The sequence below is a fragment of the Montanilutibacter psychrotolerans genome (genome assembly GCF_003719825.1).
Taxonomy (GTDB): Bacteria; Pseudomonadota; Gammaproteobacteria; order Xanthomonadales; family Xanthomonadaceae; genus Montanilutibacter; species Montanilutibacter psychrotolerans.
Genome location: NZ_RIBS01000001.1, coordinates 571,336 through 588,305, shown reverse-complemented (window position 1 = coordinate 588,305; position 16,970 = coordinate 571,336). Strand labels below are relative to the sequence as shown.

Below are 16,970 nucleotides of genomic sequence, written 5' to 3'. Positions count from 1 at the left end.
CGCGCTCGCCTGCCCGTGAACCCGCTCTGGCGCTGGCGGCGGACCGCCTCGCGGCAAAAGCAATCGATTCGGCGCAGGCGATGCACGGCTGGGCGATGCAAGCATCGCGGCGTGGCGAAGCGCCGATACAGTCCGCCGCAACGGGGACTTCCCCCCCGGTAGAGGATGCGACGACGATGGTCCAATCACGCCCGATCCAACCAAGCACGCTCCAACCACGCACGCGACGCGACGCCCCGCTGCGCTCGCGCGTGGCGACGGCGGCACTGATGTTTGTCCTGTTGGCGGCCGCCACCGCATGCACGGGCGTCTCGGCCGAGGGCGCACCGCTCGCCGACGCATCCGGTGGCGGTGGCAGCACCGCGACCAGCGACAAGCTGCTGGCCGCGCTCGACCACGGCCTGCGTCCCACCGTCATCCAACCCGGCCAATCCCTGCCCGGCTGGTCGCTGCAGGAGCGCATGGCGCACTACCACGTACCCGGCGTCGCCATCGCGGTGCTGCGCGACGGCAAGGTGGTGGCGGCCAGGGGCTACGGCGTGCGCGAAGCGGGCACGCAGGATGCCGTGGACGGCGAGACGCTGTTCAATGTCGGATCGGTCAGCAAGGTCATCGCAGCGGCGACGTCGCTGCGGCTGGTCGCGAGCGGCCAGCTCGAACTCGACCGCGACGTCAACCACTACCTTCGCTCCTGGCAGGTGCCGCCCGCGCCCGGCGATGCCGCGAACGCGGTGACGCTGCGCATGCTGATGTCGCACACCGCCGGCTTCAACGTGCACGGCTTCCCGGACCTTCCGGCCGGCGCGGCGGTCCCGAGTCTGGTGGAGACACTGGAAGGAACCTCGCCCGCCGCCAACGAGGCGCTGCGCTTCAAGCACGCACCCGGCCTGCTGGGCGACTACTCCGGCGGCGGCGTCACGGTCGAGCAGTTGCTGGTGGAAGAGGTCACCGGTGCGTCGTTCGACGACGTGGCGCGCAGCGAAGTGTTCTCTCTCGTGGGCATGCCGCGCAGCACCTTTGCCGACCCGTCGCCGGGCCGCGTCACCAACATCGCCAAGGCCCACGACGGCAAGGGCGCGGTGACCGGCCTGCCCCGCGGCTGGCAGGTGTTCCCGCAGCAGGCCGCGGCAGGACTGTGGACCACGGCCGGCGATCTGGGCGCCTTCGTGGGCACGTTGATCCGTAGCTACCAGGGACGCGACGCCTTTCTGCCGCGCGCGATCGCCGTGCAGATGATGACCGAGGTGTCGCCCAGCTGGCACGGACTGGGGCCACGGCTGGACGGCGCAGGCGCGACCCGGATCTTCCACCACGGCGGGTCCAACGATTACTACCACGCGTTGTTCGAAGGCTATCTGGAGACCGGCGACGGTTTTGTCGTGCTGACCAACGGCGAAAACGGCTGGGCACTGCGCGGTGAGATCCGCAATGCGCTGTCGGACGCGATCGGCCTGGGCGTCAACCCGCCGGTTCATACCATCGCGCTCGATCCCAACGTCGTGGCAGTGGCCGACTACGCGGGCCGGTACCGATTGGATGCGAACTTCCCGCTGGCGCAACGTCGCGCGCTGGCCGACGACTTCGATTTCGACACGCTCGACATCGACGTCAATGGCGACGCGCTGTCGATCAGCACCGAGGACGAGAAAGGGCCGCTGCTGGCGCTGACACCGTCGCGTTTCGTCGCGCCGAGCGTGTTCAACACGCAATACCAGTTCCACCGCGACGCGCATGGCCGGGTGATCGCGGTGAGTGTCGAGCTGGGCGGTTCGCGTGCGTACTACCGACGCGAAGGCGTGTAGGGCGCAACAACCGAAGCGCATTGCGCCGGATTCGCTTACGTCGAGGTGGATCTTCATCGCGCGTTCGATATGGCGCATTACGCCTTCGGCTAATGCGCCCTACGGAAGCGCTCATGGCCGGGCTGTCCCGATCCCGTAGGGCGTCAATAAGCGAAGCGCATTGCGCCGGATTCACGTCGAGGGTGGACCCGCATCGCGCGTTCCATCCGGCGCATTACGCCTTCGGCCAATGCACCCTACGGAAGCGCACATGGCCGGGGTGTCCGGATCCCGTAGGGCGTCAATAAGCGAAGCGCATTGCGCCGGATTCACGTCGAGGGTGGACCCGCATCGCGCGTTCCATCCGGCGCATTACGCCTTCGGCCAATGCGCCCTACGGAAGCGCACACGGCCGGGGTGTCCGGATCCCGTAGGGCGTCAATAAGCGAAGCGCATTGCGCCGGATTCACGTCGAGGTTGGACTCGCATCGCGCGTTCCATCCGGCGCGTTACGCCTTCGGCCAATGCACCCTACGAAACAGAAAGGGCCGGCAATGCCGGCCCTTTCGTCTATTCCGTTGCCGCCTCAGGCGACAGGGAACCGATCACGCACCCGCACCACCGCGGCGCTGGCCACCGGTGCCGGTGCCGGTGCCACTGCGGCCGCCCGGGCCGCCGCGACGCTGCGGACCGGCGTGCGCGTGACGCGGCGCCGGCTGGCCGTGCGGACGGTTGCCCGGCTTGCGCGGACCGTTGTTGCCACCCGGACGACCGCCCGGATTGCGCGCGCCCGGCGCGTCCGAACCCATGCGGATCGGGCGGGTCGGCACGAAGCCGTCGACCGTCACCATCTGGATGTCGTCCTTGAGGATGCGCTGGATCTGGCGCAGCAGGCCGCCTTCGTCCGGCGAGACCAGCGACAGGGCTTCACCGGTGGCGCCGTTGCGGCCGGTGCGGCCGATGCGGTGCACGTAATCCTCGGCCACCATCGGCAGATCGAAATTGATCACCAGCGGCAGGTTGGGGATGTCGAGGCCGCGCGCGGCGACGTCGGTGGCGACCAGCACGCGGGCCTTGTTGGTCTTGAAGTCGCGCAGGGCTTTCTGGCGCTGCGCCTGGCTCTTGTTGCCGTGGATGGCCACGGCCTTGAGACCGGCGTCTTCGAGCTGTTCGGCGAGGCGGTTGCAACCGTGCTTGGTGCGACCGAACACCAGCACCTGGTCGGTGTGGCGCTCGCTGAGGATCTGGATCAGCAGGTCGCGCTTGCGACCGCCATCCACCGGGTGCGCCTTGTGGGCGATGGTGTCGGCGATGGTGTTGTTGGCGGCGACCTGCACCTGCTGCGGGTTGACCATGAACTCGAGCGCGAGCTGCTTGATCTGCGCCTCGAAGGTGGCCGAGAACAACATGGTCTGGCGATCGCGCGGCAGCTTGGCCAGGATGCGCTTCATGGCCGGCAGGAAGCCCATGTCGAGCATGCGGTCGGCTTCGTCCAGCACCAGCACCTCGATACCGTCGAGCTTGGCCGTGCCACGCTCCATGTGATCGATCAGGCGGCCCGGGGTGGCGACCAGCACATCGACGCCACGACGCAGCATGTCGACCTGCGGGCCCATGCCGGCGCCACCGAAGATCGAGGAGATGCTCAGGCGAAGGTGCTTGGCGTAGCCACGCAGGCTGTCGTTGACCTGCACCGCCAGTTCACGGGTCGGCACCAGCACCAGCGCGCGCGGCTTGCGCGGGCCGTTGACCGGGGTGAGCTTGGCGAGGCGGTTGAGCAGCGGCAGGCCGAACGCGGCGGTCTTGCCGGTACCGGTCTGGGCGCCGCCGAGCAGGTCGTGACCGGCCAGCGCGAGCGGAATGGCTTCGGACTGGATCGGCGTGGGGGTGTTGTAGTTCTGCTCGACGAGCGCGCGCAGCAACGCGGGCGCAAGCCCGAGGGATTCAAACGTCATGGTGGAACTCCGCTGGTTCACGACGCGCGCCGGCCGCGGGGCGATGCCCGTTGACGGGCAACCGCATCCCCTGCAGGACGGTCGTGTGATAACCCCAGCGTTCCCTTGAACCGCGCTGCGAGTATCTGGTTTTAGACGATGCCGGATGCTCCGGACCGTGTCGGCGCGACGAAAGACGTGCGGGAAAGAGCCGGATCGGCGAGTCGCGGATGGATATCGCGGACTCAGTGCGATGCGGCGGGCAACCTGGGAAACGTACCCCTTGCGGGGAGGCAGCCGTGCGCTGAACGGGGCGGACTGTACGCGAAAGCCCTTGCCCGCGCCAGCCGCGAACCGTGCTGAATCGGGGCTTTCGCCGTGGCTGCGCGCTTTGCGGGCGTTTGACAGGGGTGTTCCGTTCAGGTCCGCGCCCGCCGGAGGGCCAAAAGCGCTCTCCGTAGGGCGCATTAGCCGAAGGCGTCATGCGCCGGATGGGGCGCGCGATGAAGGTCCAACCTCTACGCGAATGCATCCGGCGCAATGCGCTTCGCTTATTGACGCCCTACGGGACCTGCCCGCCTCTCGGGCCACCGCGGTCGGCGTTCTCCACCCCCTGCAAAGGCCTTTCCGTAGGGCGCATTCGCCGAAGGCGTCATGCGCCGGATGGGGCGCGCGATGAAGATCCAACCTCTACGTGAACGCATACGGCGCAATGCGCTTCGCTTATTGACGCCCTACGGGACCTGCCCGCCTCTCGAGCCACCGCGGTCGGCGTTCGCCGCCCCCTGCAAAGGCCTTCCGTAGGGCGCATTAGCCGAAGGCGTCATGCGCCGGATGGGGCGCGCGATGAAGGTCTAACCTCTACGCGAATGCATCCGGCGCAATGCGCTTCGCTTATTGACGCCCTACGAGTGCGCCCTACGGCTTTAAGCTTGTCCGCTGACTACAGCGGAGACTGTCCATGCAACGCCTGCTACCCGTCGCACTCGCGGCGGCCCTGATCCTGGCCGGCGCCTGCGCGCACGCCACCGCTTCCGTCTCCTCCTCACCTGCCCCCGCGGTCGGCGCGTCCCAGGCCATTAGCGCAGCGGCAGCCGGCACCGCCACCCGCGTGCCTGGTCGCGACACGATCGTCAGCCGCACGCTCGGCAACGGCCTGAAGGTGGTGGTGTGGCCCGACCACGACATCCCCAGCGTCGCCTACTACACGTTCTATCGGGTCGGTGGCCGCAACGAGTACCCGGGCATCACGGGCCTGGCGCACTACTTCGAACACATGATGTTCAACGGCACCAGCCGCCGCGCGCCAGGCGAGTTCGACCGCACCATGGAAGCCGCTGGCGGTTCCAACAACGCCTACACCAGCAACGACCTCACGGTGTACCAGGACTGGTTCCCGGTGAGCGCGCTGGAGTTGATCTTCGATCTGGAGGGCGACCGCATGGCCAACCTCGCGTTCGATCCGAAGGTGGTGGAGAGCGAACGCGGCGTGGTGTTCAGCGAGCGCCGTTCGAGCATCGACAACGACAACTTCGGCTCGCTCGCCGAGCAGATGCAGGCCACCGCCTACACCGCGCACCCGTACCAGTTCCCGGTGATCGGCTGGCCGTCGGACATCGAAAACTGGAAGGCCGACGACCTCAAGCGCTTCTACCGGACCTACTACGCACCCAACAACGCGACGGTGTTCGTGGTGGGCGCGGTGGAACCCGAGCAGGTGTTCGCGCTGGCCGAGAAGTACCTGGCCGGCATTGCCCGCCAGCCCGCGCCCACGCCGATCACCACCGTCGAACCCGAGCAGCAGGGCGAGCGTCGCCTGGTGCTGGAAAAAGCCGACGCGCAATCGCCGCTGCTCGCCTACGCGTTCCACACCGGGCTGCGTGCCAATGATGCAGACCGGCCGGCCCTCGACCTGCTGGCGCGCATCCTCGCCCAGGGCGAGTCCTCGCGCCTGCACCAGCGACTGGTCGAACGCGAGCAGGCAGCAATCGACGTCGGCACCTACGACGTGGGCGATTTCGATCCCGGCCTGTTGTACGTCTACGCCGTGCTGGCGCCGGACGGCGACCTGGGCAAGGTCGAACGCCTGCTGGACGAAGAACTGGCGCGCATTGCCCGCGATGGCGTGACCGCCGACGAACTGGCCAAGGCCCGCAACCTGGATTCGTCCGCGTTCTGGCGTGGCCTGGCGACGATCTCCGGCAAGGCGCAAGCGCTGGGAACGTACGAGGTTTTCCACGGCGACTACGGCAAGTTGTTCGACGCCCCCGCAGCGGTCGAGGCCGTTACCGGCGAGCGCATCCAGGCGCTGGCCAAGCGCATCTTCCGCAACCAGAACCGTACCGTCGGCACGCTCAAGCCGGTCGCCGCGAAGGAGAACCAGCCATGAGCATCCCGCACGGCACCCAACCCCGACTGCGCGCCGCCCTGCGTGCCGCCCTGCTCGCCTGCGCGCTGCTGCCCGCGATGGCCGCCGCAACCGGCGTCGACGCTGGCGCCCCGAGACCGGCAGCCAGCACGAACGCGAGCGTCGCCGTTCGCCTGCCCGAGTTCGAGACCCTCACCCTCGCCAACGGCGCCACCGTGCTGCTGATGGAAAAGCACGACGTGCCGCTGGTGGCTGCGTCGATCAGCGTGCGCGGTGGTTCGCTCGCCGATCCGGTCGGCAAGGAAGGCACTGCCGCGCTGCTTGCCGAGCTGCTGGGCAAGGGCGCCGGCACGCGCGACGCCCTGGCGTTTGCGCAGACCGTCGATGGCGTCGGCGGCTCGATCGGTTTTGGCAGCGACCAGGAAGGGATCACCGCCGCGGCGCAGTTCCTCTCACGCGACACCGGCCTGATGCTGTCGTTGCTCGGCGACGCGCTGTTGAACCCGCGCCTGGACGCGACCGAGTTCGACAAACTGCGCAAGCGATCGATCGAGGCAATTGCGGCGGCCAAGGACTCCGACCCCCGCGCGCTGGTGAGCGATTACGCATCGGCGTGGCTGTTCCGCGGCCACGCGTACGGTCGCCCGGGCGACGGCGACGGCGACGAAACCAGCCTGGCAGCGATCGGCCTGACCGATCTCCAGGCGTTTCGCCAGGCCCAGATGGGCGGCGACCGGCTGATCATCGCGCTGGTCGGCGACTTCGACTCGGCCACGGTGCGCGAGCAGGTCACCGCGACGTTCGGCGGCTGGGCCAAGGCCACCGGCACGCTGCCCGAAGTGGTGGCCAAGCCGCGCGAGAGCGGACGCCGCGTGCTGCTGGTCGACAAGCCCGGTGCCACCCAGACTTACTTCTGGCTCGGCAATGTCGGTGCCAGCCGCACCGATCCGGCCCGCGCCGCCCAGGACCTGGTGCAGACCGCGTTCGGCGGCCGCTTCACCTCGATGCTCAACACCGAGTTGCGGGTCAAGAGCGGCCTGACCTATGGCGCGGGCGCGCCAATCAGCCGTGCGCGCGTGGCCGGAATGTCGGGCATCTCCACCTTCACCAAGACCGAATCCACCGGTGCTGCCATCGACCTGGCACTGGCCACGCTGGCCCGCCTGCACAAGGACGGCCTGGATGCGGCCACCCTGACATCGGCGAAGAACTACGTCGCCGGGCAGTTCGCCCCGGACCTCGAAACCGCCCCGCAACTGGCCGACACCCTGGTGGACCTGACCACCTACGGCCTGGGTCGCGACGACGTCGACGGCTACCTCGGCCGCATCGCCGCGGCCAGCGCCGAAGACGTCGGCACGGCACGCGCGGTGTATGCCAGCGGCGACGACCAGGTGATCGTGGCCATCGGCGACGCAGCGAAGATCCGCACCGTCATCGCCGAATATGGCCCGGTAACCGAAATGAAGCTGACCGACCCGCACTACGCACCCGCGGAGTAGTCATCGGCGGGATGCAGGTGGCCGCAACGGCCGCCTGCGTCCGATACCTTGTGGCATCTCGTAGGGCGCATTAGCCGCAGGCGTAATGCGCCGAACTCGGCGCGCGATGAAGATGAAACCTCGGCGCGAACAATTCGGCGCAATGCGCTTCGCTTATTGACGCCCTACGAGGTCTACGCTTGGCGCCGCGCCGCGCCGTGAGCAACTACCCGGCCCATTCCACCGGATGGTTTCAGTAGGGCGCATTAGCCGAAGGCGTAATGCGCCGGATTAGTCGCGCGATGAAGATGAAACCTCGGCGCGAACAATCCGGCGCAATGCGCTTCGCTTACTGACGCCCTACGAGGCCTGCGCGCCCACGGGGCAAGGCATCTCCAGCCGTAAGCGTTTCTAGAAATGGTTCCAGGTTCATTTTCGCGCCGAAAACCGTCAGCGCACTCCGCATGGCGAGGTAGGCGGGGTCCGATCTTTACTCCTGCCACGTCTCATCGGCAAAGAAAATGAACCTCGAACCTTTTCCCTTTCTGAGGTTTCGTACTCCGTGACGATGACAGCCGTCAGGTCGAGCACTCCGAGCCGCGCCTCTCGGGTTGCCGCGAGGAAGTCCACGAGTTGTTCGGAGAGCAGATCCTCCGGATTCCTGTCGGTAACGCGCTCTTTGCTGGCCCAGTACTCGAGGGGCACTTTCGTCAACGGGCTTCCATCGTGACGACGCGAGCGAACAGCTCCCTCGCACTTCGCCCGAGTCAGCTCGTTCAACTCTCGAATATCCACTCCATCTGATTCGACTTTCAGATAGACCCGATACTTCATCGCCCTACCTCCGCACGCTTTCGCAAGCATGCTGCCGCTTCAAGGTCCATGGCGAACCCGAACTCACCCTTCTCATGGAACCTCGACAGGGTTTCCAGAGCTCCCTGGGAGCCAGCCTCTGCCGCTTCGACGATGAGCTTGATTCCCACTGCTTCATCCCTCTGGAAGACACCAAGACCGTAAAGCAGATCAATCCCATAAATCCATTTTTAATGAGCGTGCCCCGCTTCCGCTGCCTGCTTGAAGAGTTCAGCGGCGGCTGCCTTGTCGGTCTCGAGAAAGTCACCCATGTCGAGATACGCGCCTAGCGTGTAGAGCGCCGGTGGATACCCGCTCCGTGCTGATTCGCGAATCATCTCCAGATGCCTGCGTTCAAATTCCTGGACACTCTCGCCCGCCCAGGAGAAGCTGGCCCCCAGGTACACGGCCTCGGCGTTCCCGGCCTCGATCAGCGGCGTGAGGATTCGACGCGCTGACGCAAGATCGCCGCCGTCATCGAGCATGCGCCTGACCACCGCGATCGCTGCGTCCACGTCGCCCGGGGATGAGTTCTGCGGCTCGTGCATCACGAATTTTGGGCAAGTCACATCGATGCCTCACTGAGCGGCGCGCACGGGCTTAGGCACCTGGACCAAGCGGGATTGAAGACAGTCACCGAGCTACGAAACCCGATCTGCCGCTCGCTTGAGCAGGGTGAAGCCGGAACTTGAATCGGGGTAATGGATCAGTCCGGCCTCCGTCGACTCGACGAGAGCGCCTACTGACAGGTAACTCCATTCCTCCTCCCGATACCCGGCGGAATACTCTCCTGCATCAATTACGGCCACGACGACACCTGTCATCCCGCTGTCGAGATACACCTTGTCACCGAGCAGAACAGATTCTCCATCAACGTATTGCATGATTCCTCCACAACTGGAAACTCGCTTACCTGCTGTAGATCGCCGCGAGCTTGGTTGAAGCGGTGTCACGCGGCTGGCGTTTCGCATACCCGGCCAGCACCAGGCCAAGTCGACAAACCGCAGGTAAACATGGTGCAGTCCCTCCCTGGAACAGGACTCTTGCTGCGCCCTGCGACAGACCCCGTGCCCCCGACGAACCAGGTCGCGCAGTGTATCGGGCGTCCCGACCGCGTACCCGCCCATGACCTCTGACACCCGCCCCGCGCCACCTGCGCGGCTATGGTGCCTCTTGGTTCAATCCCTTCCGCGACGCCTGCCCGGGCGTCCGGACCGTCCAGATCCCACCGTATTGCCACCAGGCCGGAGTCCGTCGTGACCTTCAAGAAACCGCAAGTCCTGCTGTTGTCGCTTTCCATCGCCGCCGCCCTCGTCGGCTGCACCGGCAAGGACGCCGCCGCCCCCGCCAACGATGCCAAGACCAAGGAAGCCGCGGCCGCCGACTCGGGCTACAAGCTCGACGAAAGCAAGCTGTCCGGCGTCAATCGTTTCAGCAAGGACGACCTGGACCCGAGCAAGGACGCGTGCACCGACTTCGGCGGTTACGTCAACGGCAAGTGGCTGGCCGCCAACACCATTCCTGGCGATCGCACGTCGTGGGGCGCGTTCGAGATGCTCGACGAGCGCTCGCAGACCATCCAGCGCCAGCTCGCCGAGCAGGCCGCCGCCAAGACCGGCGCGGCCGGCGTCGACAAGATCGTCGGCGACTTCTGGGCCACCGGCATGGACGCGGCCAAGATCAATGAGCAGGGCATCACCCCGCTGAAGGGCCACCTGGACGCAATCGCCAAGCTCGACAGCAAGGAAGCCGTCGCCGAATACCTGCGCACCAGCGCGGCCAAGGGCGAGAACACGCTGTTCGGCTTCGGTCCGGAAGCGGACTTCAAGGATTCGCGCAACAACATCGCCTACGCGATGCAGGGCGGCCTGGGCCTGCCCGACAAGGAGTACTACGAGAAGGCCGAACACAAGGACAAGCTGGCCGCGTACCAGAAGCACGTCGCCAAGGTGCTGGAGCTGTCCGGCGTGCCCGCTGCCGACGCCGCCACCCAGGCGCAGAACGTGATCGCGTTCGAGACCCGTCTGGCCAAGGTGTCCAAGTCCAGCGAAGACCTGTCGCGTGACGCGGAGCTGTTCTACAACCCGGTCAGCCCGGCCGACGCCGACAAGCTGGCGCCGAACTTCCCCTGGACCAAGTTCTTCGAATCGCAGGGCGTCGCCGTACCGGCGAAGTTCTCGCTGGCCATCCCGGCGTTCCATGCAGAAGTGAGCAAGATGCTCGGCGACGTGCCGGTCGACCAGTGGCAGGCCTACCTGCGCTTCCACACCGTCGACGCCGCCGCGCCGTACCTGTCCGACGCGTTCGTGCAGGAGGACTTCGCGTTCTACAGCGAGACCCTGCGTGGCCAGAAGAAGCTCAAGGAGCGCGGCAAGCGCGTGCTCGACACCATCGAGGGCCAGGTCGGCGAGGCGCTGGGCCAGATGTACGTCAAGGTGGCGTTCTCGCCCGAATCGAAAGCCCGCATGCAGACGCTGGTGGCCAACCTCAGCGAGGCCCTCAAGGCGCGCATCGAGAACCTCGACTGGATGAGCGACGAGACCAAGAAGAAGGCGCTCGAGAAGTGGGCCGCGTTCACGCCCAAGATCGGCTACCCGGACAAGTGGCGCGAGTGGACCGGCCTGTCCACCGACCGCGGCAGCTTCATTGGCAACGTGATGGCCGCCCAGGAGTTCAACTACAAGTGGAACCTGGGCAAGATCGGCAAGCCGGTCGACCGCACCGAATGGGGCATGCCGCCGCAGATGGTGAACGCGTACTACAACCCGCTGCAGAACGAGATCGTGTTCCCGGCCGCAATCCTGCAGCCGCCATTCTTCGATCCCAACGCCACCGACGAGATGAATTACGGCGGCATCGGCGCGGTGATTGGCCACGAGATGACCCACGGCTACGACGACCAGGGCAGCCGCTTCGGAGCCAGCGGAAACTTCGAGAACTGGTGGACGCCAGCTGACACGAAGGGTTTCACGGGCCGCACCGACAAGCTCATCAACCAGTTCAACGGTTACGAGGCGGCAGCGGGCAAGCACGTCAACGGCAAGCTGACGCTGGGCGAGAACATCGCCGATCTCGGCGGCCTGGCGACGGCCTACGACGCGATGAAGAAGGCCGCCGGCACCACGCCCGATCCGATGACCGACGGTCTGTCGCGCGACCAGCGCTTCTTCCTGAACTGGGGCACCGTGTGGCGCCGCAACTTCACCGAACAGGAGCTCGACCTTCGCCTGAAGACCGACCCGCACGCGCCGGCCAACTTCCGTGCGATCGGCGCGCCGTCCAACCTGCCGGCGTTCGCCGCGGCGTTCTCGTGCAAGGCCGGCCAGCCGATGGTCCGCGCGAGCGATTCGCAGGTGGTCATCTGGTAAGTGCATGAACGCGTGCGGCCGGTTGCGTTGACCGGCCGCCCACGCGCAGCGACCTGGCTTCCTCGTCGGCCAGTTGCGAAGGCCCGGCATGTCCGGGCCTTCGTCTTGTGTGGGCTTCGTCTTGCGGGTCTGCCGGTGAGCCGGTGTGCCCTACGGCCCGTTGCAGATTCCTGACACGCGGATGCTTGGATCACCGATTTCCCAGTCCTGAACGTCCGACGCTCCCTGGCCGCGGTCGGTTGGTAAACTCCGGGCATCCCCTGGATGGAATGCGCGATGACCCTTCGACCGCTTGCCTGCGCCCTTGCCCTTTGCCTCGTTGCCGGCATCGCCGCTCCCGCCGATGCCGCCAGGCGCCGTGCCCCGGCCAAGCCCAGCGGTCCGCCCGCACCCACCGCATGCACCGATTTCCACGCGGTGGCCAATGCCGACTGGCTGAAGGCCAACATCCTGCTTCCGGGCGTGCCCTCGCTATCGGCGATGGAGCAACTCGGCGACCGCGCACGCAGCCAGCAGGTCGAACTGCTCAACACCGCGATGAGCGCGCCGCAGGGCAACGTGCAGCAGTTGCTCGGCGACTTCTGGGCCAGCGGCCTGGACGAGGCGGCAGTCGAGCGCGACGGCGCCAACCCGATCGCGCCGCTCCTGCAGCGGGTCAATGCGATCCGCCGCAGCAAGGACGTGCCCGCGTCGATCGCCGCCCTGCACCAGGTCGGCATCCCGGTGGCATTCAACTTCAGCGCCGACATCGACCTGGCCGACCTCAACCGCCACGTCGGCTACTTCGCCCAGGGCGGGCTCGGCCTGCCCGACCCGGCCTACTACACGCGCACCGACGCCGACACGCGCGCGCTGCTCGGCCTCTACAAGACCTACGTCGAGAAGATCCTCGCACTGACCGGCACGCCGCAGGACAAGCTCGCCGCCGAAGCGCAGCAGGTGATCGACCTGGAAACCCGCCTCGCCCAGGCGTCGCGTCCGCTCGCGGAGCTGCGCGACCCACGCAGCAACTACGCGCTGGTCCCCACCGCCGACCTCGCCAAGCAGTACCGCAAGCTGCAGCTGGCCGAATTCCTCACGGCGCAGGGCGTTACCGACGACAGCGTGTCGCTGGCAAACCCGGCGCTGTTCGCGCAACTGGACACGATGATCGGCGAGCTCAAGCCCGCGCAGTGGAAGGTCTACCTGCGCTGGCGCATCGGCGACGCGATGTCGCCATACCTGGCGCGCGCCTGGCGCGATGCCAGCCAGGATTTCCGTGGTCGCGTGCTGGCCGGCAAGGCCACCGCGGCGCCACGCAACCAGCAGGTGCTTGACGCCATCACGCTGGCCGCCGGCCCCATGATTGGCCGCGAGTACGCGGCCCGCTACCTGCCGGCAACCTCCCGGTCGCAGGCCGAGGAGATCGCCGGCAAGGTGCGCGATGCGCTCGCCGCCGCGCTCGAGCGCGACACCCGCCTCGGCCCGGCCGCGCGCGACGAGGCGCGGGCCAAGCTCGCCGCGCTCAAGATCGAGATCGGCACGCCGCGTCGCGACCTCGACTACACCGTGCAACCGATGGGCCGGGGCAGCTTCGGCGGCAACATGCTGATCGCCTCCACCTGGCGCCACCGCGAAGAGATGAAGCGGATCGGTCGCGGCAATGCCGACCGTCGCTGGGACGTGCTGCCGCAGCAGCCCGCGCTGGCGTACGACATCGCACAGAACCGCCTGATCGTCACCGCGGCGATGCTGCAGGCGCCGGTGTTCGACCCCACCCGCGAACTGGCCGCGCAGTACGGCGCATTTGGCGCACTGGTCGGCCACGAGCTCAGCCACGGCTTTGACGTGCGCGGTCGCATGGTCGACGCCAAGGGCGCGGTCCGCGACTGGTGGACGCCGTCCGAGAACGGCGCCTGGGACGCGATGGCCAACCGTGTCAGCGCGCAGTACGGGCAATACGACTACCCCGGCCTGACCGGCATCAAGGTCAACGGCAGCCAGACGCGCGACGTCAACATCGCCGATCTCGCCGGCGTCGAGCTTGCCTGGACGGCCATGGGCACCGCACTGCCGGCGGCCACCAAGGAAAACAAGCAGGCGTTCTTCAACGGCTGGGCACGTCTGTGGCCGCAGCAGGTGACGCCCGCGGTGGCCACGCAGCGCGCCGCCAGCAGCGTGCACACGCCCGGCAAGTGGCGCAGCAACGGCCCGCTGGTCAATCAGGCGGCGTTTGGTGAGGCGTTCGGCTGTCGCGCCGGCACGCCGATGCAGGCCAAGCTCGAGGAACGCATCGCACTGTGGCCGCAGGCCGCCGCGCCGGCGCCCGCCAAACCCTGATCCCACGCCTGCGCCGGCACGCCGCTGGCGCGCTCCGCACTGGCGGCCGTCCCGCGGCCGCCGTCTCTTTCGGACACCCGCATGGTCCCTGCACCGCCCGATGCCCTGCTGACCGCGCTGCGCGCCAGCCCCGACAACACGGCGCTGGCGGCGCTGGTGCTGGATGCCTGCCTGGCCAACGACGACGCGCAGTCGCTTGGCCAGGCGTGCGACCTGTGCGGCGACTCCTTGCTGACCGACCCACAGCGGCGAGACGACGCGCTCCGCCTGCTGCTTGCCGCCGGCGATACCGTGCGCGTGCTGCGCCTGGCGCCTGAAGATTCCGCGCAGGCGCTGATGGCCCGCTCTCGCGTGGCGCTCGGCGACGGCCGACGCGACGAGGCCCGCGAGTTGTACCGGCAGGCGGTCACGGTGAACCCCACGTTCGAGGATGCGGCCTATGCCGCCAGCCTCAGCGGCAAGGTGGTGTCCCTGGCCGATGCCCGCGGCGGCCGCGTCACCAGCGTGGCCAACGACGACACCGACGATGCCGACGTGGTGCGACTGCTGCAGGTTGCCGGTGAGCGCATCACGTTCGCCGATGTCGGCGGTCTCGACGAGGTCAAGCAGCAGGTTCGGCGCCGCATCATTACCCCGTTTCTCAAGCCCTCGCTGTTCGAGCGCTTCAAGCGCCGGTCCGGCGGCGGCATCCTGCTGTACGGCCCGCCTGGCTGCGGCAAGACCCTGCTCGCGCGCGCCACCGCGGGAGAGTGCGGCGCGAAGTTCTACAACGTCGCCATCACCGACGTACTCGACATGTACATCGGCGAATCCGAGCGCAAGCTGCACGCAATCTTCGAACAGGCGCGTCGCGGCGCGCCGGCGGTGGTGTTCTTCGACGAGATCGAGGCGCTGGGCGGCAAGCGCCAGCACTCCCGCGAGGCCACCTCGGCCAAGCTGGTCAGCCAGTTCCTGACCGAGCTGGACGGTTTCGCACAGAACAACCAGGGCGTCCTGATCCTCGGTGCAACCAACGTGCCGTGGGCCGTGGACTCCGCGTTCCGGCGCCCGGGGCGCTTCGACCGCGTGCTGTTCGTCCCGCCACCGGACGAGGCCGCCCGGCACGCCATCCTGGACCTGCAACTGGCAGGGCGCCCGCACGCCGATGGCGTCGACCTGCGTGATATCGCCAAGCGCAGCCCGGGCTATTCCGGTGCCGACCTGCGTCACCTGGTCGAGACGGCGGTGGACGAGGCCATCGAGCAATCGATCGAAGAGGGCCGCGAGGTGCCGTTGTCGATGACGCACCTGCGCGCCGCACTCAAGGACACCCGCGCGACCACGCTGGAGTGGCTGACCACCGCCCGCAACCACGCTCGCTACGCCAACCAGGGCGGCCAGTACGACGACGTGCTGACGTTTCTCAAGCAGCACGGGGAAGGCTGATGGCCGCCGTCTACCAATTGCCCGACGAGCCCCTGCCCTCCGGGCTGTCGCGCTGGGCGGTCGACCCGCTGTGGCCGCTGCTGGCCACCATGCTTGGCGGCACCGTGTTCGGCAGCGCGTGGTTCGTGTTCAACGGTCTCGCCCTGGGCAGCCCCACACGCAACCGCGAATGGGCGGCGCTGGCCCTGTCGGCGCTGGGCAGTTGCGCACTGCTGTACCTGCTGAACGTCGCCGACTGGCGCGACTGGCTGGGCGACCCCGCCCTGCGCTACGCCGGCCTGTCGATCATCGCGCTCAAGCTGGCCGTCGCCTACTCGCTGTACTTCATGCAGGCGCGCTGCTTCGAGCTGTGGGAGTACTTCGGCGGCGTGGCGCGCAACGGCGCACCGCTGCTGATCCTGCTGGCGGTGTTCGCTCCCCGGCTGGTCGACTTCGGCCAGTTGCATCCCCTGCTCGCGGTGATGCTGCGATGAGCGACGCACACCAGGCCTACCAGTTGGAACTGGCGGAAGAGCAGCTCGACCGTGGCCAGGTCGATACCGCGATCCACTCCCTGACCCGCCTGCTTGGCGAGGACCCCGAACACGCCGGCGCACATGCGCTGCTGGCGCTGGCGCTGTTGCGCAACAAGCGCCTGTACGCCGCGCAGACGGAAGCGCGGCGCGCGCTGGAGCTGGAGCCCGAGTTGCTGATGGCGCAACTGGCCGCGGCCATGATCGCCATTGCGCAACGTCGTTTTCGCGATGCCGAGCGCCAGTTGCACGATGCGCGTGCGCTCTACCCCGACGCGCCGGCGGTGGACGATGCCCTTGCACGCCTGTACTCGGCGTGGGGCCGCGACGCGGAAGCGCTCGATCACAACCGCCGCGCCTGCGAGCTGGCCCCTGACGATGTCCACTTCCTATCGCTGCGCAGCAGGCTCGAGTTCGACCGCGGCAACCGCGACATCGCGGCCCAACTCGCCCGCAATGCGCTGCAACTCGATCCGGAAAGCGTCGAGGCGCTGAGCGTGCTCGGCCATTGCGCGTTGGCCGCGGGCCGTCCCGACGACGCGCGTGCGCATGCGGCGTGGGCGCTGCAGGTGGACCCGACGGACAGCAACGCGTTGGCACTGCTGGGTTCGATCAAGGCGCGCCAGAGCTGGGTGCTGGGCGTGTGGTGGCGATTCCAGAGTTTTCTTTCGGCCGGCTCGCGCACCCGCACGGTGCTGTCGCTGCTGGGAATGTACCTGGCGTACCGCGCGGCCCTGCTGGCACTGGACGACAACGGCCACCCCGACTGGCAAATGCCGCTGTCCGCGTTGTGGCTGGGCTTCTGCGTCTACACCTGGGTGGCGCCCGGACTGTTCTGGCGATCCGTGCGCCGCGAGCTGCAACAGGTGCGGTTGCGCCCGGGCTTCTAGGCAACTGCGCTGCCATCACCGTGGCGCCGCTCGACGGCGC

The 16,970-nt window shown here is 67.7% G+C and carries 11 protein-coding genes; 8 read left to right on the top strand and 3 right to left on the bottom strand.

Going from position 1 to position 16,970, the window contains the following annotated elements; genetic code table 11:
• The first annotated feature begins 269 nt into the window (after window positions 1-269).
• Entirely contained in the window at window positions 270-1,802 is a 1,533-nt protein-coding gene (locus tag EER27_RS02505; RefSeq protein WP_190285607.1) for a serine hydrolase domain-containing protein, read from the top strand.
• Window positions 1,803-2,386: 584 nt separating this feature from the next.
• On the opposite strand, the gene EER27_RS02500 is transcribed toward EER27_RS02505, so the two are convergent.
• Complete coding sequence (locus tag EER27_RS02500) at window positions 2,387-3,736, bottom strand: DEAD/DEAH box helicase (RefSeq protein ID WP_123086427.1); 1,350 nt, start codon at window positions 3,734-3,736, stop codon at window positions 2,387-2,389.
• A 940-nt stretch (window positions 3,737-4,676) separates the two neighbouring features.
• Between EER27_RS02500 and EER27_RS02495 the strand changes: the two genes are divergently transcribed.
• Both EER27_RS02495 and EER27_RS02490 read left to right on the top strand, forming a co-directional pair.
• A complete protein-coding gene (locus tag EER27_RS02495) occupies window positions 4,677-6,104 on the top strand; it encodes a M16 family metallopeptidase (RefSeq protein WP_123086426.1) in 1,428 nt (475 codons plus the stop codon).
• Entirely contained in the window at window positions 6,101-7,585 is a 1,485-nt protein-coding gene (locus tag EER27_RS02490) for a M16 family metallopeptidase (protein ID WP_223807128.1), read from the top strand. The genes EER27_RS02495 and EER27_RS02490 overlap by 4 nt, the downstream gene beginning before the upstream one ends.
• A gap of 1,022 nt (window positions 7,586-8,607) precedes the next feature.
• Here the strand turns inward: EER27_RS02490 and EER27_RS02485 are convergent.
• Together EER27_RS02485 and EER27_RS16815 are read right to left on the bottom strand one after the other, a co-directional pair.
• Window positions 8,608-8,964: a sel1 repeat family protein gene (locus EER27_RS02485; RefSeq protein WP_123086425.1), complete on the bottom strand. Its 357-nt coding sequence runs from the start codon at window positions 8,962-8,964 to the stop codon at window positions 8,608-8,610.
• A 93-nt stretch (window positions 8,965-9,057) separates the two neighbouring features.
• Window positions 9,058-9,300 carry a hypothetical protein gene (locus EER27_RS16815; protein WP_148040900.1) on the bottom strand — a complete coding sequence of 81 codons (243 nt, stop codon included), beginning with the start codon at window positions 9,298-9,300 and terminating at the stop codon, window positions 9,058-9,060.
• A 396-nt stretch (window positions 9,301-9,696) separates the two neighbouring features.
• On the opposite strand from EER27_RS16815, the gene EER27_RS02480 reads away from it, so the two are divergent.
• The 5 genes from EER27_RS02480 (at window position 9,697) to EER27_RS02465 (ending at window position 16,930) form a co-directional block, all read left to right on the top strand.
• The gene (locus tag EER27_RS02480) at window positions 9,697-11,784 is read left to right on the top strand and encodes a M13 family metallopeptidase (protein WP_190285629.1); all 2,088 of its coding nucleotides are present in this window, start codon (window positions 9,697-9,699) and stop codon (window positions 11,782-11,784) included.
• A 276-nt stretch (window positions 11,785-12,060) separates the two neighbouring features.
• Entirely contained in the window at window positions 12,061-14,103 is a 2,043-nt protein-coding gene (locus EER27_RS02475) for a M13 family metallopeptidase (protein ID WP_123086669.1), read from the top strand.
• A gap of 81 nt (window positions 14,104-14,184) precedes the next feature.
• A complete protein-coding gene (locus tag EER27_RS02470) occupies window positions 14,185-15,528 on the top strand; it encodes an ATP-binding protein (RefSeq protein ID WP_123086423.1) in 1,344 nt (447 codons plus the stop codon).
• Window positions 15,528-16,001, top strand: coding sequence for a hypothetical protein (locus EER27_RS17030; protein ID WP_190285606.1), 474 nt, complete (start codon window positions 15,528-15,530; stop codon window positions 15,999-16,001). The genes EER27_RS02470 and EER27_RS17030 overlap by 1 nt, the downstream gene beginning before the upstream one ends.
• Complete coding sequence (locus tag EER27_RS02465; protein ID WP_190285605.1) at window positions 15,998-16,930, top strand: tetratricopeptide repeat protein; 933 nt, start codon at window positions 15,998-16,000, stop codon at window positions 16,928-16,930. Before EER27_RS17030 ends, EER27_RS02465 begins: the two co-directional genes overlap by 4 nt.
• Window positions 16,931-16,970 lie beyond the last annotated feature (40 nt).